The following is a 14141-nucleotide window of genomic DNA, read 5'->3' as shown; positions in this document are numbered from 1 at the left end:
GCGCGGACTGGACTTTTCAACGACGGCGGGATTGCCTATGCCGAGCAGGCAGCCCGAGGCAGGAGTTCCATGCGCGTCATCACAACCACGGCGGAACTTGCAGATTTCTGCACAGAGGCCGCCCGCCATTCCTATGTGACCGTCGACACCGAGTTCCTTCGCGAGCGGACCTATTACGCCAAACTCTGCCTTGTGCAAATCGCCTATCCGGCCGAGGGGGAGGAGAGCGCCGTCCTCGTCGATCCGCTGGCCGAGGGGCTGAGCCTCGAGCCGCTCTATGGGCTCTTCCGCGACGAGACGGTCGTGAAGGTCTTCCACGCCGCGCGGCAGGATCTGGAGATCTTCGTCACCGCCACCGGCGAGATCCCCAAGCCGCTCTTCGATACGCAAGTCGCTGCAATGGTTTGCGGATTCGGCGAGCAGGTCGGCTACGAGACGCTCGTGCGCAAGATCGCCAAGGCCGAGATCGACAAATCCTCGCGCTTCACCGACTGGTCGCGCCGGCCGCTGACCGACGCCCAGATGCGCTATGCGCTGGCGGATGTGACACATCTTCGCACCGTTTATGAGAGCCTCTCCGCCCGGCTGGAGCAGACCGGCCGCACGCCCTGGGTGGAGGAGGAGATGGCCGTCCTGACCGACCCCGCCACCTACCGGACGGAGCCGCAGGATGCCTGGAAGCGGGTGAAGACCCGCACCGCCAGCCCCAAGTTCCTCGCCATCGTCCGCGAGCTCGCCGCCTTCCGCGAGGCCTATGCGCAGGAGCGCGACGTGCCGCGCAACCGCGTCTACAAGGACGACGCGCTGGTCGAGCTCGCCTCGACCAAGCCGAAGACCGACAAGGACCTGTCGCGCTCGCGGCTCCTGCTGCGCGAGGCCCGGCGAGGCGAGATCGCCGAGGGCATCCTCGCGGCCATCGCGAGGGCACAGACCCTGCCGGCCGACGCGCTGCCCCATGCCGAGCGGCGCGACGACCAGCGGCAGGTAAACCCGGCGCTGGCCGATCTTCTGCGCGTGCTTCTCAAGGCCCGCGCCGAGGCCTCCGACGTCGCCCAGAAGCTCATCGCCAATTCGGCGGAGCTCGACGCGCTCGCCGCCGGGCAGCGCGATCTGCCGTGCCTCTCCGGCTGGCGCCGCGAGGTCTTCGGCGAGGAGGCGCTGCAGCTCTGCGCCGGCGAGGTGGCGCTGGCCGCCAAGGGCCGGCATGTCGTGGCCGTCCGGCTTTAGGGAGGCGGGCTTGGAGCACGGCGAGACGCTCAAACGGGCAACCTATGCCTTGGCGCTGGCGCTGATGGTCGGCTGGCTCCTCTGGATCGGCCAGCCGGTGCTCGTGCCCATCGCGGCGGCGCTGATCTCGGTCTGCATCCTGCTGGCGGCGGTGGACGCGATCCGCGCCGTGCCGGTGCTGCGCTGGATGCCGCCCTGGGCGATCCATATCGCCGTTCTCGGAGGCTTCACGCTGTCGGTCGTGCTGCTGTTCGTGCTGATCCTCAACAATCTGGCGCAGGTGGCCGTGGCGCTGCCGCGTTACGAGGCCAATCTCGACCTTCTGGTGACGCAGACGGCCAGCCTCGTCGGCATCGAGGACGAGCCGACCTGGGAAAACCTGCGCCGCGCCACCATCGACCGGATCGACGTGGGCTCGCTCATCACCCCGACGCTCCTGTCGCTGCGCGGGCTCGGGGCGCTTCTCTTCCTCATGGTGCTCTATGCCTCGTTCTTCATGGCCGAGCGGGGGGTGCTGGAGCAGAAGGTCATCACCGCCTCCCGCACCCCGGAGGACGGGCGGCGGGCGCTGGTGCTGATGTCGCGGATCAACGAGCGGATCGGCGGCTACCTTCTGGTGAAGACGGTGCTGAACGTCATCCTCGGCGCGGCCTCCTATGTGCTGATGCTGATCCTCGGCATCGAGTTCGCGCTCTTCTGGGCGGTGCTGATCGCCTTTCTCAACTACGTGCCCTACATCGGCTCGATGATCGGCGTGATCTTCCCGGTGCTCCTGTCGCTCGCGCAGTTCGGCGACCTGTGGATGTCCGCCTGGGTCTTCGTCTCGCTCTCGGCGGCGCAGATGGTGGTGGGCTTCTGGCTCGAACCCCGCATGATGGGCCGCGCTTTCAACCTCTCGCCCCTCGTGGTGCTGCTGGCGCTCGCCTCCTGGGGGACGATCTGGGGCCTCGCGGGGGCGGTGCTGGCCGTGCCGCTGACGGCGAGCCTGGTGCTGGTCTTCGCCGAGGTGCGCGCCTTGCGGCCGGTCGCTGTGATGCTGTCGGGGAGCGGGCGGGTCTGAAGGGTGAGCAACTCCTACTGGATTGTGAGATTCAGAAACTGGATCTTAACAAGCGGAATAGCAAACCCAACGACAAATGAGATTGTCGAAACTGCTAGCGCTGCAGCCCAAAGAAAACTGAAAATTCTGTATCTTAGCCACGCCGCTTCAGCCACGGCGTCGGAAGAAGCTTCCTTCTCGATGAGCTTGTTTCGACCTTCATTGAATTCCTCAGCTAGGCGCTCTGGCATCGAGAAAACTAAGGGCTGCCTGGCGGCGGTCTCACCCGCTACCTGCCGATTGTAGGCCGCAGCATAGTGCTCTGATAGAGCGCTATATCGGCCGCGAAGAAAATAAACCGTCAAACCGGCCCAGACTACGCCAAGAAGGAAGCTCCACAACGACGGCGCGATGAAAACAAGCGCATAGTTTGGATCGGATAATCCCGCGGCGAGGGTAGTGAGAGCTACTGCACCGCCTGCTGAGCCGATGCCGAGCCATACATGTATCTGCTTCTCGTAGCCGTGGCTAAGGTTTGAATAGTTCTGGACAACTCTTTGTGCCTCTTCGAGCTGACTCATAGTGCACCCGGGGATATGAATACGTTAAGTCATCAAGGACTATCCCCAATATTGTCAATCCGCGCGGGTCGAGATGGCTGAGGCGTGTTGAACAGGCAGAGCGGCCGCCTATGAGCCTCAGCGAAAGCTCTTTCTTCAGAATGAAAACCCGCCAGCTTCCGCCGGCGGGTCTCCCAGTCTCTGCGAGGGCTCACTAAGGCGCCCCTACCGTCAGTCTCCGTCGAAGCCGAAGAGCGCGGTGTCTTGCGGGGGGCCTTGCATGCCCTCCTCGAAGTTCTCCTGCCAGACCGCCGCCCAGGGGCGGGAATACCAGTCGGGGATGCGGTATTCGATGACCGTGCCCGGATTGACCGGGGTCAGGCGGCCGCCGACGTTCCACAGGTTCGTCTGGCATTCCTTCCACTGGAAGCGGATGTTGCTCTGCATGCCGTCGAGCCAGCTATAGATGACGTCGAGCTTCATCGGCTGCAGGAAGGCCTCGGGATCGTACATGATGACCTCGTCATGCAGATTGCCCTCGGCGTCGCGCGTGAAGGTCTCCACCATCTCGAAGGAGGAGGAGAACTCCGGCAGGGCGTGGCTCATCCACCAGCCCTGGACGTTGGTCGTCCAGACCACGAGCGTCTCGTCGTGCCAGAAGCCGACCGACTCGCCGTACCACTGGCTGATCTCGGTCACCGGCTCCTGGTCGATCGCCACCTGGCGCAGGATGTCGAGCGCCGTGCCCGACAGCATGTTCACCTGATAGGGCGTGACGAGGAACTCGATGTCGCGGATTGCCTGGCCGAACCAGCGGACCATGCCTTCGGGGTTGCAATGCGACGACGACCATTGCGGCGAGTTGTCGACCGCCGTGTGGTACATCACCTGAGCGAAGCGCCACTGATATTCGGGCGTCAGCGCCTGCATCAGCACGCCCGCCTGCACGTTGTTGCCGAAGCTCCATTGTTCGGGCTGAAGCGTGCGGGAATTGTACCAGCCCGACCAGTCGGGCGGCGGATTCTCGCGGCTGTAATGGTCGATGCCGCCATTGGCCTCGGCCTCGGCCATCAGGGCGCGGTAATGCTCTTCGGCGCTCTGGTACTCATAGGGGCTCTGCAGCTCGGCGAGGGTCAGACCCTCAGAGCAATCACCCCATTCGCCGACGAAATTGTCGACCCACATGTCGTCGAGCCGCACCGGCGTGTTGCAGCGCGTGTAGCGCGGGTCCTCCCAGAGATCGGCATCGAGGTAGAAATCCGTCGTGGTGAAAAGGTCCCTCTCGAGGGCCTCCACGCCCTCCGGCGGATCCTGGTTTTCGGCATATTGCGCCAGGGCCGGCGCGGCGAAGCCGAGCACAGCAACAAGGGCGAGCGCCGAGGCGCTCGCGGTTCTGGTGGTGGTCATGTCTCTCCTCCCAAGAGATATGTGGCCCCATGTGAGGTCCTCCGCACCCGGGGGCCGGCGCGCGGGGAGGTGGCCGCACCGGCACAGCCGGGTTGGCCCCGGGCCATCACTCCTGCGGCGGTGCCGCGGGCGCCCTCCTCGACGCCGGCAGCGGGCCGCCGCTCCGGCCCGTGCGGGCACGATGGCACGGCCGATAGCGCAGCGTCCAGATTTTGTTGCACAGCAGTTCAGCGGGCTGCCTGCAGAAGCGGCAGCGCGCGAACCCTACTCGTAGGGCGAATCCAGCGGCGTCACCCTGAGCCGGGTCAGGCGGTTCTCTTCCTTCGCGACCACCTCGAAGCGGAAGCCGTGGAAGGAGAAGACCTGCCCCTCGGCCGGGATGATCTGCGCCTCGTGGATCACCAGCCCCGCCAGCGTGTTGGCCTCGTCATCGGGGAGCGACCAGTCGTAGGTGCGGTTGAGGTCGCGGATCGTCATGGCGCCGTCGACCTCGTAGCTGCCATCGGCCGAGACGGAGGCGGGGGCCTCCTCGGGCTCGTCGAACTCGTCGGCGATCTCGCCGACGATCTCCTCCAGGATGTCCTCCAGCGTGATCAGCCCCTGCAGCGCGCCGTATTCGTCGACCACCAGCGCGAAATGCGTGTGGCGCTTCAGGAACTGGCGCATCTGGTCGTCGAGCGTCGTGTATTCGGGGATGAAGTAGGGCTCCATCGCGACATCCATGATGTCGAAGGCCGTCAGCTCGTCCGGGGCGATCTGGCCCTCGTCGAGCCGCCGGTGCAGCGCGCGGAGGAGATCCTTGGCGTGGAGCACACCGACGATGTTCTCCTGCTCGCCGCGCCAGAGCGGCAGGCGGGTGTGGCGGCTTTCGAGCACGGTGGCGAGGATCTCGGTCACCGGACGGTCGGCGTCGATGGTCTCGATGCCGGAGCGGTGGCGCATGATCTCCTCGACCGTGCGGTCGGCGAGGTCGAGCGCGCCGAGGATGCGGTCGCGGTCCTCCTTCTCGACCACGCCCTCGGAATGGCCGAGTTGCAGGGCGCCGGCGATCTCCTCGCGCACGGCGAGGATATTGGCGCCCGGGTCGGGGCGCACGCCGAAGAGCCGCAGCACGGCGCGGACGATGGCGCGGATCAGCGAGACGATGGGCGAGAAGAGGAGCACGATCACCGCGATCGGCGGGGCGACGCGGGCGGCCGTGCTTTCGGCATTGGTGATGGCGTAGGTCTTCGGCAGGACCTCGGCGAAGATCAGCACGAGCAGCGTCATGACCAGCGTCGCGATGCCGACGCCGCCATTGGCCATCACCCGGGTGAGCAGTGCCGTCGCCAGCGAGGTGGCGAGGATGTTTACGACGTTGTTGCCGAGGAGGATCGAGCCGATCAGGCGCTCGCTGTCCTCCGTCACCTTCAGCGCCTGCGTCGCGCCGCCCGATCCCTTGTCGGCCAGCGCCCGGAGCTTGCCGCGGGAGGCCGCGGTCAGGGCGGTCTCCGAGCCCGAGAAGAAGGCTGAAAGGACGAGGAGAAGGAGGATCGCGCCGGAGGTGATCCAGAAGGCGGCGTCTAGGGAGGCGGGCATGGTGTCCGGGTTTTGGGTTTGATGAAGGAGTTATGGAGATGCGGGCGGCCCGCTTCAAGTCTCGGCGCGGCGGCGGGCCAATGGATGGTGGCTGAGGACGAGCTCTTTCAGCTTCTCGTCGAGCACATGGGTGTAGATCTCGGTGGTGGAGAGGTCGGCATGGCCGAGGAGGAGCTGGATCGAGCGGAGGTCCGCCCCGCCGGCCAGAAGATGCGTCGCGAAGGCATGGCGGAGCGCATGTGGCGTGACCCGGGCCGGGTCGAGCCCGGCCTCGACCGCGAGATCCTTGAGGAGCGCGAAGAAGCCCTGCCGCGTCAGATGCCCGGCCTTGCCGCGGGAGGGGAAGAGCGCGCGGGCGGCGGGGCGGCCGGCCAGGCGCGCCTCCTCCTCCTGCCGCTCGCGGGTGGCGGCCCAGGCGGCCAGCGCGGCGCGGGCGGGGGCGGCGAGCGGCACCATGCGCTCCTTGCCACCTTTGCCGCGGACGAGGATCATCGCCGGATCGCCGCGGGCGGCCGAGAGCGGCAGCGAGACGAGCTCGGTCACGCGCAGACCCGTCGCATAGGCGAGCTCGAGAAGGCAGCTCCGCCTATCGGCATCGCGCCCCTCGGCGGCGGCGGCGATGAGGCGCGACATCTCCGCCTCGCTGAGCACGCCGGGGAGCTTGCGCGACCGGCCGGGGCCCTTGAGCTTGATCGCCGGGTTGTCGGCGCGCCAGCCCTCTTCATAGGCGAAGCGGTAGAGCTGGCGGATGGCCGAGAGCCGCCGGGCGCGCGTCGCCTTCGACAGGCCCTCCGCCTCGCAAGCGACGAGATAGGCCGAGATGTCGGTCTCGCCGGCGACCCCGAAACCGAGCCCCTTGCCGGCCAGGTGACCGGCGAAATCCTTGAGGTCGCGGCCATAGGCGAGGGCGGTGTTGGTGGCGGCGCCGGCTTCGGCCCGCGCGGCCTCGAGATAGATGCTGATCCAGCCGGAGGTGTCGGCCGGGGCCGTCACGCGACCTCCTCGAGGAGGAGGTATTGCAGCGCCGCCTGCCGCGCCACATCCTCCAGCCCCACCGCGCGGAAGAAGGCGAGCGCCTCGCCCACCGCCTGCGGATCGCCCGAAAGCCCCTCGTTGAAGAGCGCGATGGCGCGCAAAAGCGCCTCGCCGAGCCGGCCTTCGGAGGCGAGCCGCGTCAGCACCTCGGGCGGCTCGGTCTCACCCGAGAAGGCGGCGAGGAGCGCGGTCTCGCGCGGGGTCTCGCCGGTCAGCCCGCCGACGCTGCCGCGCGCGATGCCGGAAAGGAGCCGCTCGCGGGGGCCGGCGGGCTCGTGGCTCTGCGCCGCATCCTCGTAATGGCCGGTGAGAAGCGCGAGGCGGAAGGCCGTCGCCTCGGCCGCGCCGGTCAGTTCCTTGCCGGTGAGGCGCGGGGTGACGAGCCGGGCGAGCGCCGGTTCGAGATGCATGGCGCCGAGGAGCTCGGCAGCGCGGGGCAGGGCCTCGGCGAGGGCGTCATCATCGCCGTTGTCGAGCGCCCGGTCGAGATCCTGCACGGCATCGACCCGCTCCCAGATGCCGCCCGAGGCGGCGGGCGTGCCGCCGAGATAGATGCGCGCCAGCTCCTGCGGAGGCACGGCGCCGGCGCGGGAAAGGCGCTCGGCGGCCTCCACCTCCGTCCGCCAGGCGGAGAGGCCGCGGAGGTCCGCATGGGCGAAGGCGAGGGGCAGGGGGCCGGTGGGCATCCCCTCGCCGATGGCTTCGTAGAGACGGAAGATGAGGGGCGACAGCCGCTCCGGCGGGCCGAGCGGCGTCTCGCCCTCCGCCAGCGCCGGGTCGAGGAAGCGGGTCAGGAGCTCGTCCTCCGCATCCGAGACGGCGCCGATGGCGCGGGCGGTGCCGAGGGTCAGCGCCGCGGCATTCCAGTCCCCGGCGCGCGACAGGCAGAAGACCCGGGCGGGCAGGGTGGGCGCGAGCGCGGGGCGCGACTGCATCTGCGCGCAGGCGACATTCTCGGAGCCCGTCAGCAGCGAGATGTCGAACCAGCGCCGAAAGGTGGAGGGATGCTCCACCCCGGCGGCGCCGAGCAGCGCCTCGGCCTCGTCGAGGCGGCCAAGGTCGAGGAGCTTGTCGACCCGCGCGAGGAAGAGCCCGTCCTCCCCGCCACCGCCGAGCGGCGGATCGGCCTGGGCCAGCAGCAGAAGGGCGAAGAGATCGTCGATCGCCGGCAAGGACTGGCGCCGCTCGGCCGCGATCAGCGTCACCAGCATGGCGCTGTCGCTGCCCGCCCAGAGCCCGCGGGGCAGGCCGGTTTCGGCCGGCCCGTAAAGGCCGACGCCGTCGAGCGACAGCGTGTCGAGCGGCGTCACCGTCACCTCCGGCGGCGCGCCGCTTTCGGCCACGGGCGGCTCGGGGTCGCGCGTCTCCGCCTGCGGGGCGGCGACGGAGCGCGACAGCCAGTCGATGGCGGAGAGGGGCTGCGACTCCTGCGCAGTGACCGGCAGCGCGGCGAGTGCCGCGAGCGCGGCGGCGGCCGCGACCCTCCCCGTCCTGCTCATTGGCCCAGATCCACCGGCATGGAGACCTCGCCCGCCGGCGGATCGAAATCGCCGGGCATGAAGATCGGCCCCAGATAGGCGAAGGCGACGAGCCCGATGCCCGCCAGAATGATCAGATAGATCAGGAACTTGATCAGTCTCCACATGGTTTTTTTGCCTCTACCCTGCCTGTTGTTGTCGCGTTTATATATGGTCTTTTGCGCAAGATCACGTCATTGAGGCGCCCGGCCCCGGGGATCGGCAGTCCCGGGCCGAGGGGAGCCCATGCAAGAGCCGTCAACAAGGTCGGGAGCCACGCGCCTCAAGCGCCCGGTGGCGCTCGTCGGCATGATGGGCTCCGGGAAGACGGCCATCGGCAAGGCGCTGGCGCTGCGATTAGGCGTGCCCTTCCACGACAGCGACGCCGCCATCGAGGAGGCGGCCCAGGCGACCATCGCCGAGATCTTCGCCCGCGACGGCGAGGCCTTCTTCCGCGACCGCGAGGCGGCGGTGATCGCACGGCTTCTCGCCGGGCCGCCGGGGATTTTGTCAACTGGCGGAGGAGCTTACCTTGCGGAGCGCAACCGGAAGGCCATCAGCGCAGCGGGTGTGGCGCTCTGGCTCGACGCGGATCTGCCGACGCTCTGGGACAGGGTGCGTCACAAGAGCACGCGGCCGCTCCTCGCCACCGAGAACCCGCGGCAGACCCTCGCCGAGCTCGAGGCCGCACGACGGCCAATTTACGCGCTGGCGGAGCTGCGTGTGACCTCGGCGCCCCGCGCCTCGATCGACGAGACCACCGGCAAGGCGCTGAAGCTCCTGAAGAGCCGGCCGGACATTCTGGAGAGCCTCCAATGAGTTACGAGACGGTCTTCGTGCCGCTTCCGGGGCGGGAGTACGAGATCCGCATCGGCTCCGGCCTGCTGGCCGACGCCGCCGGGCACCTCGCGCCCTTCCTGAAGCGCCCCCGCGTCGCGGTCATCACCGAGGCGCGCGTCTCTGCCGCCCACCGCGCCGCGCTGGAGGGGGGGCTGGCCGGGATCGACGCCGAATGGCTGGAACTCCCCCCGGGCGAGAGCACGAAGAGCTGGGAGGGCCTCCGTCAGGCGACCGAGTTCCTCCTCAAGCACCGGTTCGAGCGCTCCGACCTCGTCATCGCCTTCGGCGGCGGCGTGATCGGCGACCTCGCGGGCTTCGCGGCGGCCATCGCGCGGCGGGGCCTGCGCTTCGTGCAGGTGCCGACGACGCTTCTGGCGCAGGTCGACAGCTCCGTCGGCGGCAAGACGGGGATCAACACGCCCGAGGGCAAGAACCTCGCCGGCGCCTTTCACCAGCCGGTGCTGGTGCTGGCGGATCTCGATCTGCTGGCGACGCTGCCCGAGCGCGACTACCTCGCCGGCTATGGCGAGGTGGTGAAATACGGGCTTCTCGGCGATGCGCATTTCTTCGCCTGGCTCGAGGCCAACGCCGCCGCCGTGAAGGCCCGCGACCCCGCGGCGCTGGCCCATGCCGTCCGCCGCTCCTGCGAGATGAAGGCGGGGATCGTCACGCGGGACGAGACCGAGCAGGGGGAGCGGGCGCTCCTCAACCTCGGCCATACCTTCTGCCATGCGCTGGAGGCGGCGACGGGCTATGGCGACCGGCTGCTCCACGGCGAGGGCGTCGCCATTGGCTGCGCGCTGGCCTTCGAGCTTTCCGCACGGCTCGGGCTCTGCCCGCAGGAAGAGCCGGGGCGCGTCGCCGCGCATCTGGAGGCGATGGGGCTGAAGCGCCGCCTTGCCGATATCGCCGGCGAACTGCCCGATGCGCCCGCGCTGATGGCGCTGATGATGCAGGACAAGAAGGTCCAGGACGGGCGGCTGAGGTTCATCCTCGCCCGCGGCATCGGCGAGGCCTTCGTCACGTCAGACGTGCCGGGCGAGGCCGTGGAGGCGCTTCTGACCGAGGCGCTGAGCCAGCGCTAGGGCACGGATGGAGATCGAAGGCGGAAACCCCGTGGTTTCCGCCCCCTTGCGCCCTCAATAGGTGCCGATGGTGAAGTCGGTGATCTTCTCGAGCTCGTTCGTGCTGGCGTCGATCGCCGTCAGGTCGACCGCATAGCGGTTGCCGTTGCCGCCGGAGCAGGGCGGCAGGTAGCCGGGGCTGGCATAATCGCCCGAGCCGCGCGCCGGGGCGGCGATCACCGCGCCGCCGGGCAGGTCGGTGGCGGTCATGCCGGGCACCGCGGGCAGCTCGGCGCTGTCGCCCCTGACCGGGAACATGATCGTGCCGTGGCCGCCATCGGCCATCGGCGCATAGGTCGTGTCGCTGAACGAGGCGACGATGAAGGCCGTGCCTTCCGGAATTCCCGTGATCTGGATCGGCGGCGTCGCGCCGTCACCGCCCTGCAGGGCGCAATGCTGCCCCTCGGGGATCGGCCCGCCCGTCCACGCGCCCATGAGCTGGGCGGACATCTCGGCGGAGGCGGCGCCCGCGAGACAGGTGACGACAAGGCCGGACAAAAGCACCTTCATGGAAACCTCCCGTTTTCCTGAACCTGGATGCCGGAAGACTCCGAAGCGGGCGGGAGAATGTCAACTGACATATGGTAGCGGCGCCTGCGACCGGCAGGCGATGGCCACCTTAGGGAGAGGGCCGGCGCGCGACCTGCGCGCCGGCCCGAGGACGAGCGGCATCAGCCGTCGAAATCGACCTCTTCCATGATGCGCAGCGCCTGCGCCCGGTGGCTCGCCAGCTCGGCCAGCGACACATTGTCGGGCGTCATCTCGCCCCAGCTCGCGACGAGCTCGGACGGCTGGGCCTCGGCCAGCACCGGAAATTCGTTGTTCACCTCGGCATAGATCTCCTGCGCGGCGGGGGAGACGAGGTACTCCATGAGCTGCAGCGCCTCCTCGCGGTTGGGCGCGGCCTTGGTCATGGCGATGCCGGAGATGTTCACATGCGTGCCGCCATCCTCGAATTCCGGATAGATGATGCGCACGGAATTGGCCCATTCCTGCTGGTCGGGATCGTTCAGCATGAGGCCCATGTAATAGGTGTTGCCGAGCGAGATGTCGCACTGGCCGGCCCAGATGGCCCGGACCTGCGCACGGTCGTTGCCCTCGGGCCGGCGGGCCAGGTTGGCCTTGATGCCGGCGGCCCAGTCGCGCGCCGCCTCCTCGCCATGATGGGCGATGACGGCGGAGAGAAGCGCGAGGTTGTAGTTATGCGTGCCGGACCGGGTGCAGATGCGGCCCGCCCATTCCGGCGAGGTCAGATCCTCGTAGGTCGTCACCTCGCCATCGGCCACCCGCTCCTTGCTGGCATAGACGATGCGGGCGCGGGTGGTGAGCGCGTACCAGAGCCCCTCGGGGTCGCGGAGCGCCTCGGGCACGGCGGCCTCGAGCACGTCGGACTGGACGGGCTGGATGGCGCCCGTCTCGACGATCTGTGCCAGGTTGGCGATGTCGACGACCATGATGAGATCGGCCGGCGAGCGCTCGCCCTCGGCGCGGAGCCGCTCCGGCAGGCCCTCCTGCACGAAGGCCAGATTGACGCCGATGCCCGTCTCTTCGGTGAAGGCGTCGAGCACGGGCTCGATGAGCTCGGGCTGGCGCGTGGTGTAGATGTTCACATCCGCCAGCGCGGGGCCGGCGAGCGGCGCGGCGACCGCGAGTGCGAGAAGGGAGGGTCGGATCATCGAAGAGCTCCTTGCTGGTTTGACGGATCCTTATATCCGACAAAAAAGCTCGTCTATAGCAATCACGCGCTCGTGTTCGCCTTGTCGGCGGCGCGGACCTCGTTCCAGATCGCGTCCATCTCCTCGAGGCTGCTCGTGGCCGGGGTCTTGCCGCGCGCTTGAAGTTCGGCCTCGATCACCTTGAAACGGCGGGTGAACTTGTCGTTCGCCTTGCGCAGCGCCGTCTCGGGTTCCACACCCAGCCAGCGCGACAGGTTCGCGGCGACGAAGAGGAGATCGCCCATCTCCTCCTCCAGCGCCTCGGGGCCGAGTTCGCGGGCCTCGGCCAGCTCGGCCGCCTCTTCCTGCAGTTTCGCGAGCACCTCGTCGATGGCGGGCCAGTCGAAGCCGACGCGGGCGGCGCGCTTTTGCAGCTTGGCGGCGCGCATGAGCGCGGGCAGGGCGAGCGCCACCCCGTCGAGCACGCCCGCCTCGCCGGCGCCGGCGCGCTCGGCGGCCTTGATCTTCTCCCAATCCTCCGTCTGCTGCTCCGCGCTCTTCTCGCGGCTTTCGGCCCCGAAGATATGCGGATGGCGCGCCACCATCTTGTCGGACGCGCCCTTCGCCACCGAGGCGAAGGTGAAATGCCCGGCCTCCGCGCCCATCTGCGCGTGGTAGACGGATTGCAGGAGCAGATCGCCCAGCTCGCCCTCCAGCCCCGGCCAGTCTTCGCGGGCGATGGAATCGGCGACCTCATAGGCCTCCTCGATCGTGTAGGGGGCGATGGAGGCGAAATCCTGCTCGATGTCCCAGGGGCAGCCCGTCTCCGGGTCCCTCAGCCGCGCCATGATCGCCAGAAGCCGCCGCATCTGAAGGCCGGCGTCCAGCGTCTCGTCGAAGATCAGCGCGTCATCCATGGACATCCCCCGTTCCGTTCGCTTTCCTTCCTGCCGAAACGCGAGGGAGATTTCCATGCCCGTCCTCAACCGCATCGCCGCCTATTCGGACGAGATGAGGGAGTGGCGCCAGCATCTGCACCGGCACCCCGAGACCCGCTTCGACTGCCACAAGACCGCCGCCTTCGTCGTTGAAAGGCTGAAGGAATTCGGGGTGGACGAGATCCACGAGGGCCTCGCGGAAAGCGGCGTCGTGGCGCTGATCCACGGGCGCGAGCCGGGGCCGATGATCGGCCTTCGGGCCGACATGGACGCGCTGCCGATGGACGAGGCCTCCGGCAAGCCCCATGCCTCGCTCGTGCCCGGCGCCATGCATGCCTGCGGCCATGACGGGCATACCACCATGCTCCTCGGCGCCGCACGCTACCTGGCGGAGACGCGCAATTTCGCCGGCACCGCCGTGCTGATCTTCCAGCCGGCGGAGGAATGGGGCTCCGGCGCGCATGTGATGGTCGACGGCGGGCTTTTCGAGCGCTGGCCGGTCAACCAGGTCTTCGCCATCCACAACATGCCGGGCACGCCGGTCGGCACTTTCTACGGCAATGCCGGGGCGACCATGGCGGGGATCGACGAGTTCGAGATCGTGGTGACCGGCATCGGCGGCCATGGCGCCTATCCGCATCTGACGCGCGACCCGATCACTGCCGGCGCCGCGATCCATGCGGCGATCCAGACGATCCTCAGCCGCGATCATTATGCGCTCGACCGGCTGGTGGTGGCGGTGACGCAGTTCCACGCCGGCACCGCCAACAACATCACGCCGGAGAAGGCGACGCTCTCCGGCACCGTCCGCAGCTTCTCGGAGGCCGCCCAGGCGACCGCCAAGCGGCGGCTCCGCGAGATCTGCGCGGGGGTGGAGGCGACCTTCGGCGTCAAGGTGGCGCTCGACTACATCGAATGGGAGCCGCCGACCGTCAACGACCCCGATTCCGCCCAGTTCGCCTTCAACGTGGCGGAGGAGGTCGGCACCGTCGCCTCCCGCGATGCGCTGCCCGAGATGGGGGGCGAGGATTTCGCCTACATGCTGAAGGCCAAGCCCGGTGCCTATATCTTCCTCGGCAATGGCGACACGGCGGATGTGCACCATCCGGCCTATGATTTCAGCGACGAAACAGCGCCTTACGGGGCGTCATACTTCGCGCGGATCATCGAGAGGGCGCTGCCGGTCCGGGGGTAGCCGCGTCATATTGACTAAACAGTCAG

General features: G+C 68.4%; 14 protein-coding genes. 5 read left to right on the top strand and 9 right to left on the bottom strand.

From position 1 onward, the window contains the following. Positions 1–69: 69 nt before the first annotated feature. Positions 70–1227: a ribonuclease D gene (gene rnd, locus ACAZ03_RS07975; RefSeq protein WP_373356913.1), complete on the top strand. Its 1158-nt coding sequence runs from the start codon at positions 70–72 to the stop codon at positions 1225–1227. Between the two features lie 10 nt (positions 1228–1237). Beyond that, positions 1238–2287: an AI-2E family transporter gene (locus ACAZ03_RS07970; protein WP_373356912.1), complete on the top strand. Its 1050-nt coding sequence runs from the start codon at positions 1238–1240 to the stop codon at positions 2285–2287. Positions 2288–2301: 14 nt separating this feature from the next. Here ACAZ03_RS07970 and ACAZ03_RS07965 read toward each other — a convergent pair whose 3' ends face one another. From ACAZ03_RS07965 to ACAZ03_RS07940, 6 genes are all read right to left on the bottom strand, one after another. After that, positions 2302–2847, bottom strand: coding sequence for a hypothetical protein (locus ACAZ03_RS07965; RefSeq protein WP_373356911.1), 546 nt, complete (start codon positions 2845–2847; stop codon positions 2302–2304). A gap of 210 nt (positions 2848–3057) precedes the next feature. Then, positions 3058–4233: a hypothetical protein gene (locus ACAZ03_RS07960; RefSeq protein WP_373356910.1), complete on the bottom strand. Its 1176-nt coding sequence runs from the start codon at positions 4231–4233 to the stop codon at positions 3058–3060. Between the two features lie 264 nt (positions 4234–4497). Next, positions 4498–5811, bottom strand: coding sequence for an HlyC/CorC family transporter (locus ACAZ03_RS07955; protein WP_373356909.1), 1314 nt, complete (start codon positions 5809–5811; stop codon positions 4498–4500). A 54-nt stretch (positions 5812–5865) separates the two neighbouring features. Further along, positions 5866–6804 carry a tyrosine recombinase gene (locus tag ACAZ03_RS07950; protein WP_373356908.1) on the bottom strand — a complete coding sequence of 313 codons (939 nt, stop codon included), beginning with the start codon at positions 6802–6804 and terminating at the stop codon, positions 5866–5868. Continuing rightward, positions 6801–8345, bottom strand: a complete 1545-nt coding sequence (locus ACAZ03_RS07945) for a hypothetical protein (RefSeq protein ID WP_373356907.1) — start codon at positions 8343–8345, stop codon at positions 6801–6803. The genes ACAZ03_RS07950 and ACAZ03_RS07945 overlap by 4 nt, the downstream gene beginning before the upstream one ends. After that, positions 8342–8491 carry a hypothetical protein gene (locus tag ACAZ03_RS07940; RefSeq protein ID WP_373356906.1) on the bottom strand — a complete coding sequence of 50 codons (150 nt, stop codon included), beginning with the start codon at positions 8489–8491 and terminating at the stop codon, positions 8342–8344. Before ACAZ03_RS07940 ends, ACAZ03_RS07945 begins: the two co-directional genes overlap by 4 nt. A 118-nt stretch (positions 8492–8609) precedes the next feature. Between ACAZ03_RS07940 and ACAZ03_RS07935 the strand changes: the two genes are divergently transcribed. Both ACAZ03_RS07935 and aroB read left to right on the top strand, forming a co-directional pair. Further along, positions 8610–9182, top strand: coding sequence for a shikimate kinase (locus ACAZ03_RS07935; RefSeq protein ID WP_373356904.1), 573 nt, complete (start codon positions 8610–8612; stop codon positions 9180–9182). Beyond that, on the top strand, positions 9179–10288 hold the full coding sequence (gene aroB / locus ACAZ03_RS07930; RefSeq protein WP_373356903.1) for a 3-dehydroquinate synthase: 1110 nt from the start codon (positions 9179–9181) through the stop codon (positions 10286–10288). The genes ACAZ03_RS07935 and aroB overlap by 4 nt, the downstream gene beginning before the upstream one ends. A gap of 54 nt (positions 10289–10342) precedes the next feature. Here aroB and ACAZ03_RS07925 read toward each other — a convergent pair whose 3' ends face one another. The 3 genes from ACAZ03_RS07925 to mazG all read right to left on the bottom strand — a co-directional run bounded on the left by ACAZ03_RS07925 (position 10343) and on the right by mazG (position 12899). After that, positions 10343–10837 (bottom strand): hypothetical protein, encoded by a 495-nt coding sequence (locus ACAZ03_RS07925; RefSeq protein WP_373356902.1) that lies wholly within the window; start codon positions 10835–10837, stop codon positions 10343–10345. Between the two features lie 161 nt (positions 10838–10998). Beyond that, the gene (locus tag ACAZ03_RS07920; RefSeq protein ID WP_373356901.1) at positions 10999–12003 is read right to left on the bottom strand and encodes a Fe(3+) ABC transporter substrate-binding protein; all 1005 of its coding nucleotides are present in this window, start codon (positions 12001–12003) and stop codon (positions 10999–11001) included. A 62-nt stretch (positions 12004–12065) separates the two neighbouring features. Continuing rightward, entirely contained in the window at positions 12066–12899 is an 834-nt protein-coding gene (gene mazG / locus ACAZ03_RS07915) for a nucleoside triphosphate pyrophosphohydrolase (protein WP_373357059.1), read from the bottom strand. Between the two features lie 55 nt (positions 12900–12954). On the opposite strand from mazG, the gene ACAZ03_RS07910 reads away from it, so the two are divergent. Then, positions 12955–14115 carry a M20 aminoacylase family protein gene (locus ACAZ03_RS07910; protein ID WP_373356900.1) on the top strand — a complete coding sequence of 387 codons (1161 nt, stop codon included), beginning with the start codon at positions 12955–12957 and terminating at the stop codon, positions 14113–14115. The last annotated feature ends 26 nt before the right edge of the window (positions 14116–14141 follow it).

Source organism: Pseudoroseicyclus sp. CXY001, from assembly GCF_041714655.1.
Lineage (GTDB): Bacteria > Pseudomonadota > Alphaproteobacteria > Rhodobacterales > Rhodobacteraceae > Pseudoroseicyclus_A.
The sequence above is the reverse complement of the archived record's forward strand: the minus strand, read 5'-3'. Positions and strand labels throughout refer to the sequence as shown.

Bases quoted from the DNA above. Each gene is read 5' to 3' on its own strand.
- ACAZ03_RS07940 (WP_373356906.1), bottom strand. From the start codon at position 8,491: ATGTGGAGACTGATCAAGTTCCTGATCTATCTGATCATTCTGGCGGGC.
- mazG (WP_373357059.1), bottom strand. From the start codon at position 12,899: ATGGATGACGCGCTGATCTTCGACGAGACGCTGGACGCCGGCCTTCAG.
- ACAZ03_RS07920 (WP_373356901.1), bottom strand. From the start codon at position 12,003: ATGATCCGACCCTCCCTTCTCGCACTCGCGGTCGCCGCGCCGCTCGCC.
- aroB (WP_373356903.1), top strand. From the start codon at position 9,179: ATGAGTTACGAGACGGTCTTCGTGCCGCTTCCGGGGCGGGAGTACGAG.
- rnd (WP_373356913.1), top strand. From the start codon at position 70: ATGCGCGTCATCACAACCACGGCGGAACTTGCAGATTTCTGCACAGAG.
- ACAZ03_RS07935 (WP_373356904.1), top strand. From the start codon at position 8,610: ATGCAAGAGCCGTCAACAAGGTCGGGAGCCACGCGCCTCAAGCGCCCG.
- ACAZ03_RS07955 (WP_373356909.1), bottom strand. From the start codon at position 5,811: ATGCCCGCCTCCCTAGACGCCGCCTTCTGGATCACCTCCGGCGCGATC.
- ACAZ03_RS07965 (WP_373356911.1), bottom strand. From the start codon at position 2,847: ATGAGTCAGCTCGAAGAGGCACAAAGAGTTGTCCAGAACTATTCAAAC.
- ACAZ03_RS07945 (WP_373356907.1), bottom strand. From the start codon at position 8,345: ATGAGCAGGACGGGGAGGGTCGCGGCCGCCGCCGCGCTCGCGGCACTC.
- ACAZ03_RS07960 (WP_373356910.1), bottom strand. From the start codon at position 4,233: ATGACCACCACCAGAACCGCGAGCGCCTCGGCGCTCGCCCTTGTTGCT.
- ACAZ03_RS07910 (WP_373356900.1), top strand. From the start codon at position 12,955: ATGCCCGTCCTCAACCGCATCGCCGCCTATTCGGACGAGATGAGGGAG.
- ACAZ03_RS07925 (WP_373356902.1), bottom strand. From the start codon at position 10,837: ATGAAGGTGCTTTTGTCCGGCCTTGTCGTCACCTGTCTCGCGGGCGCC.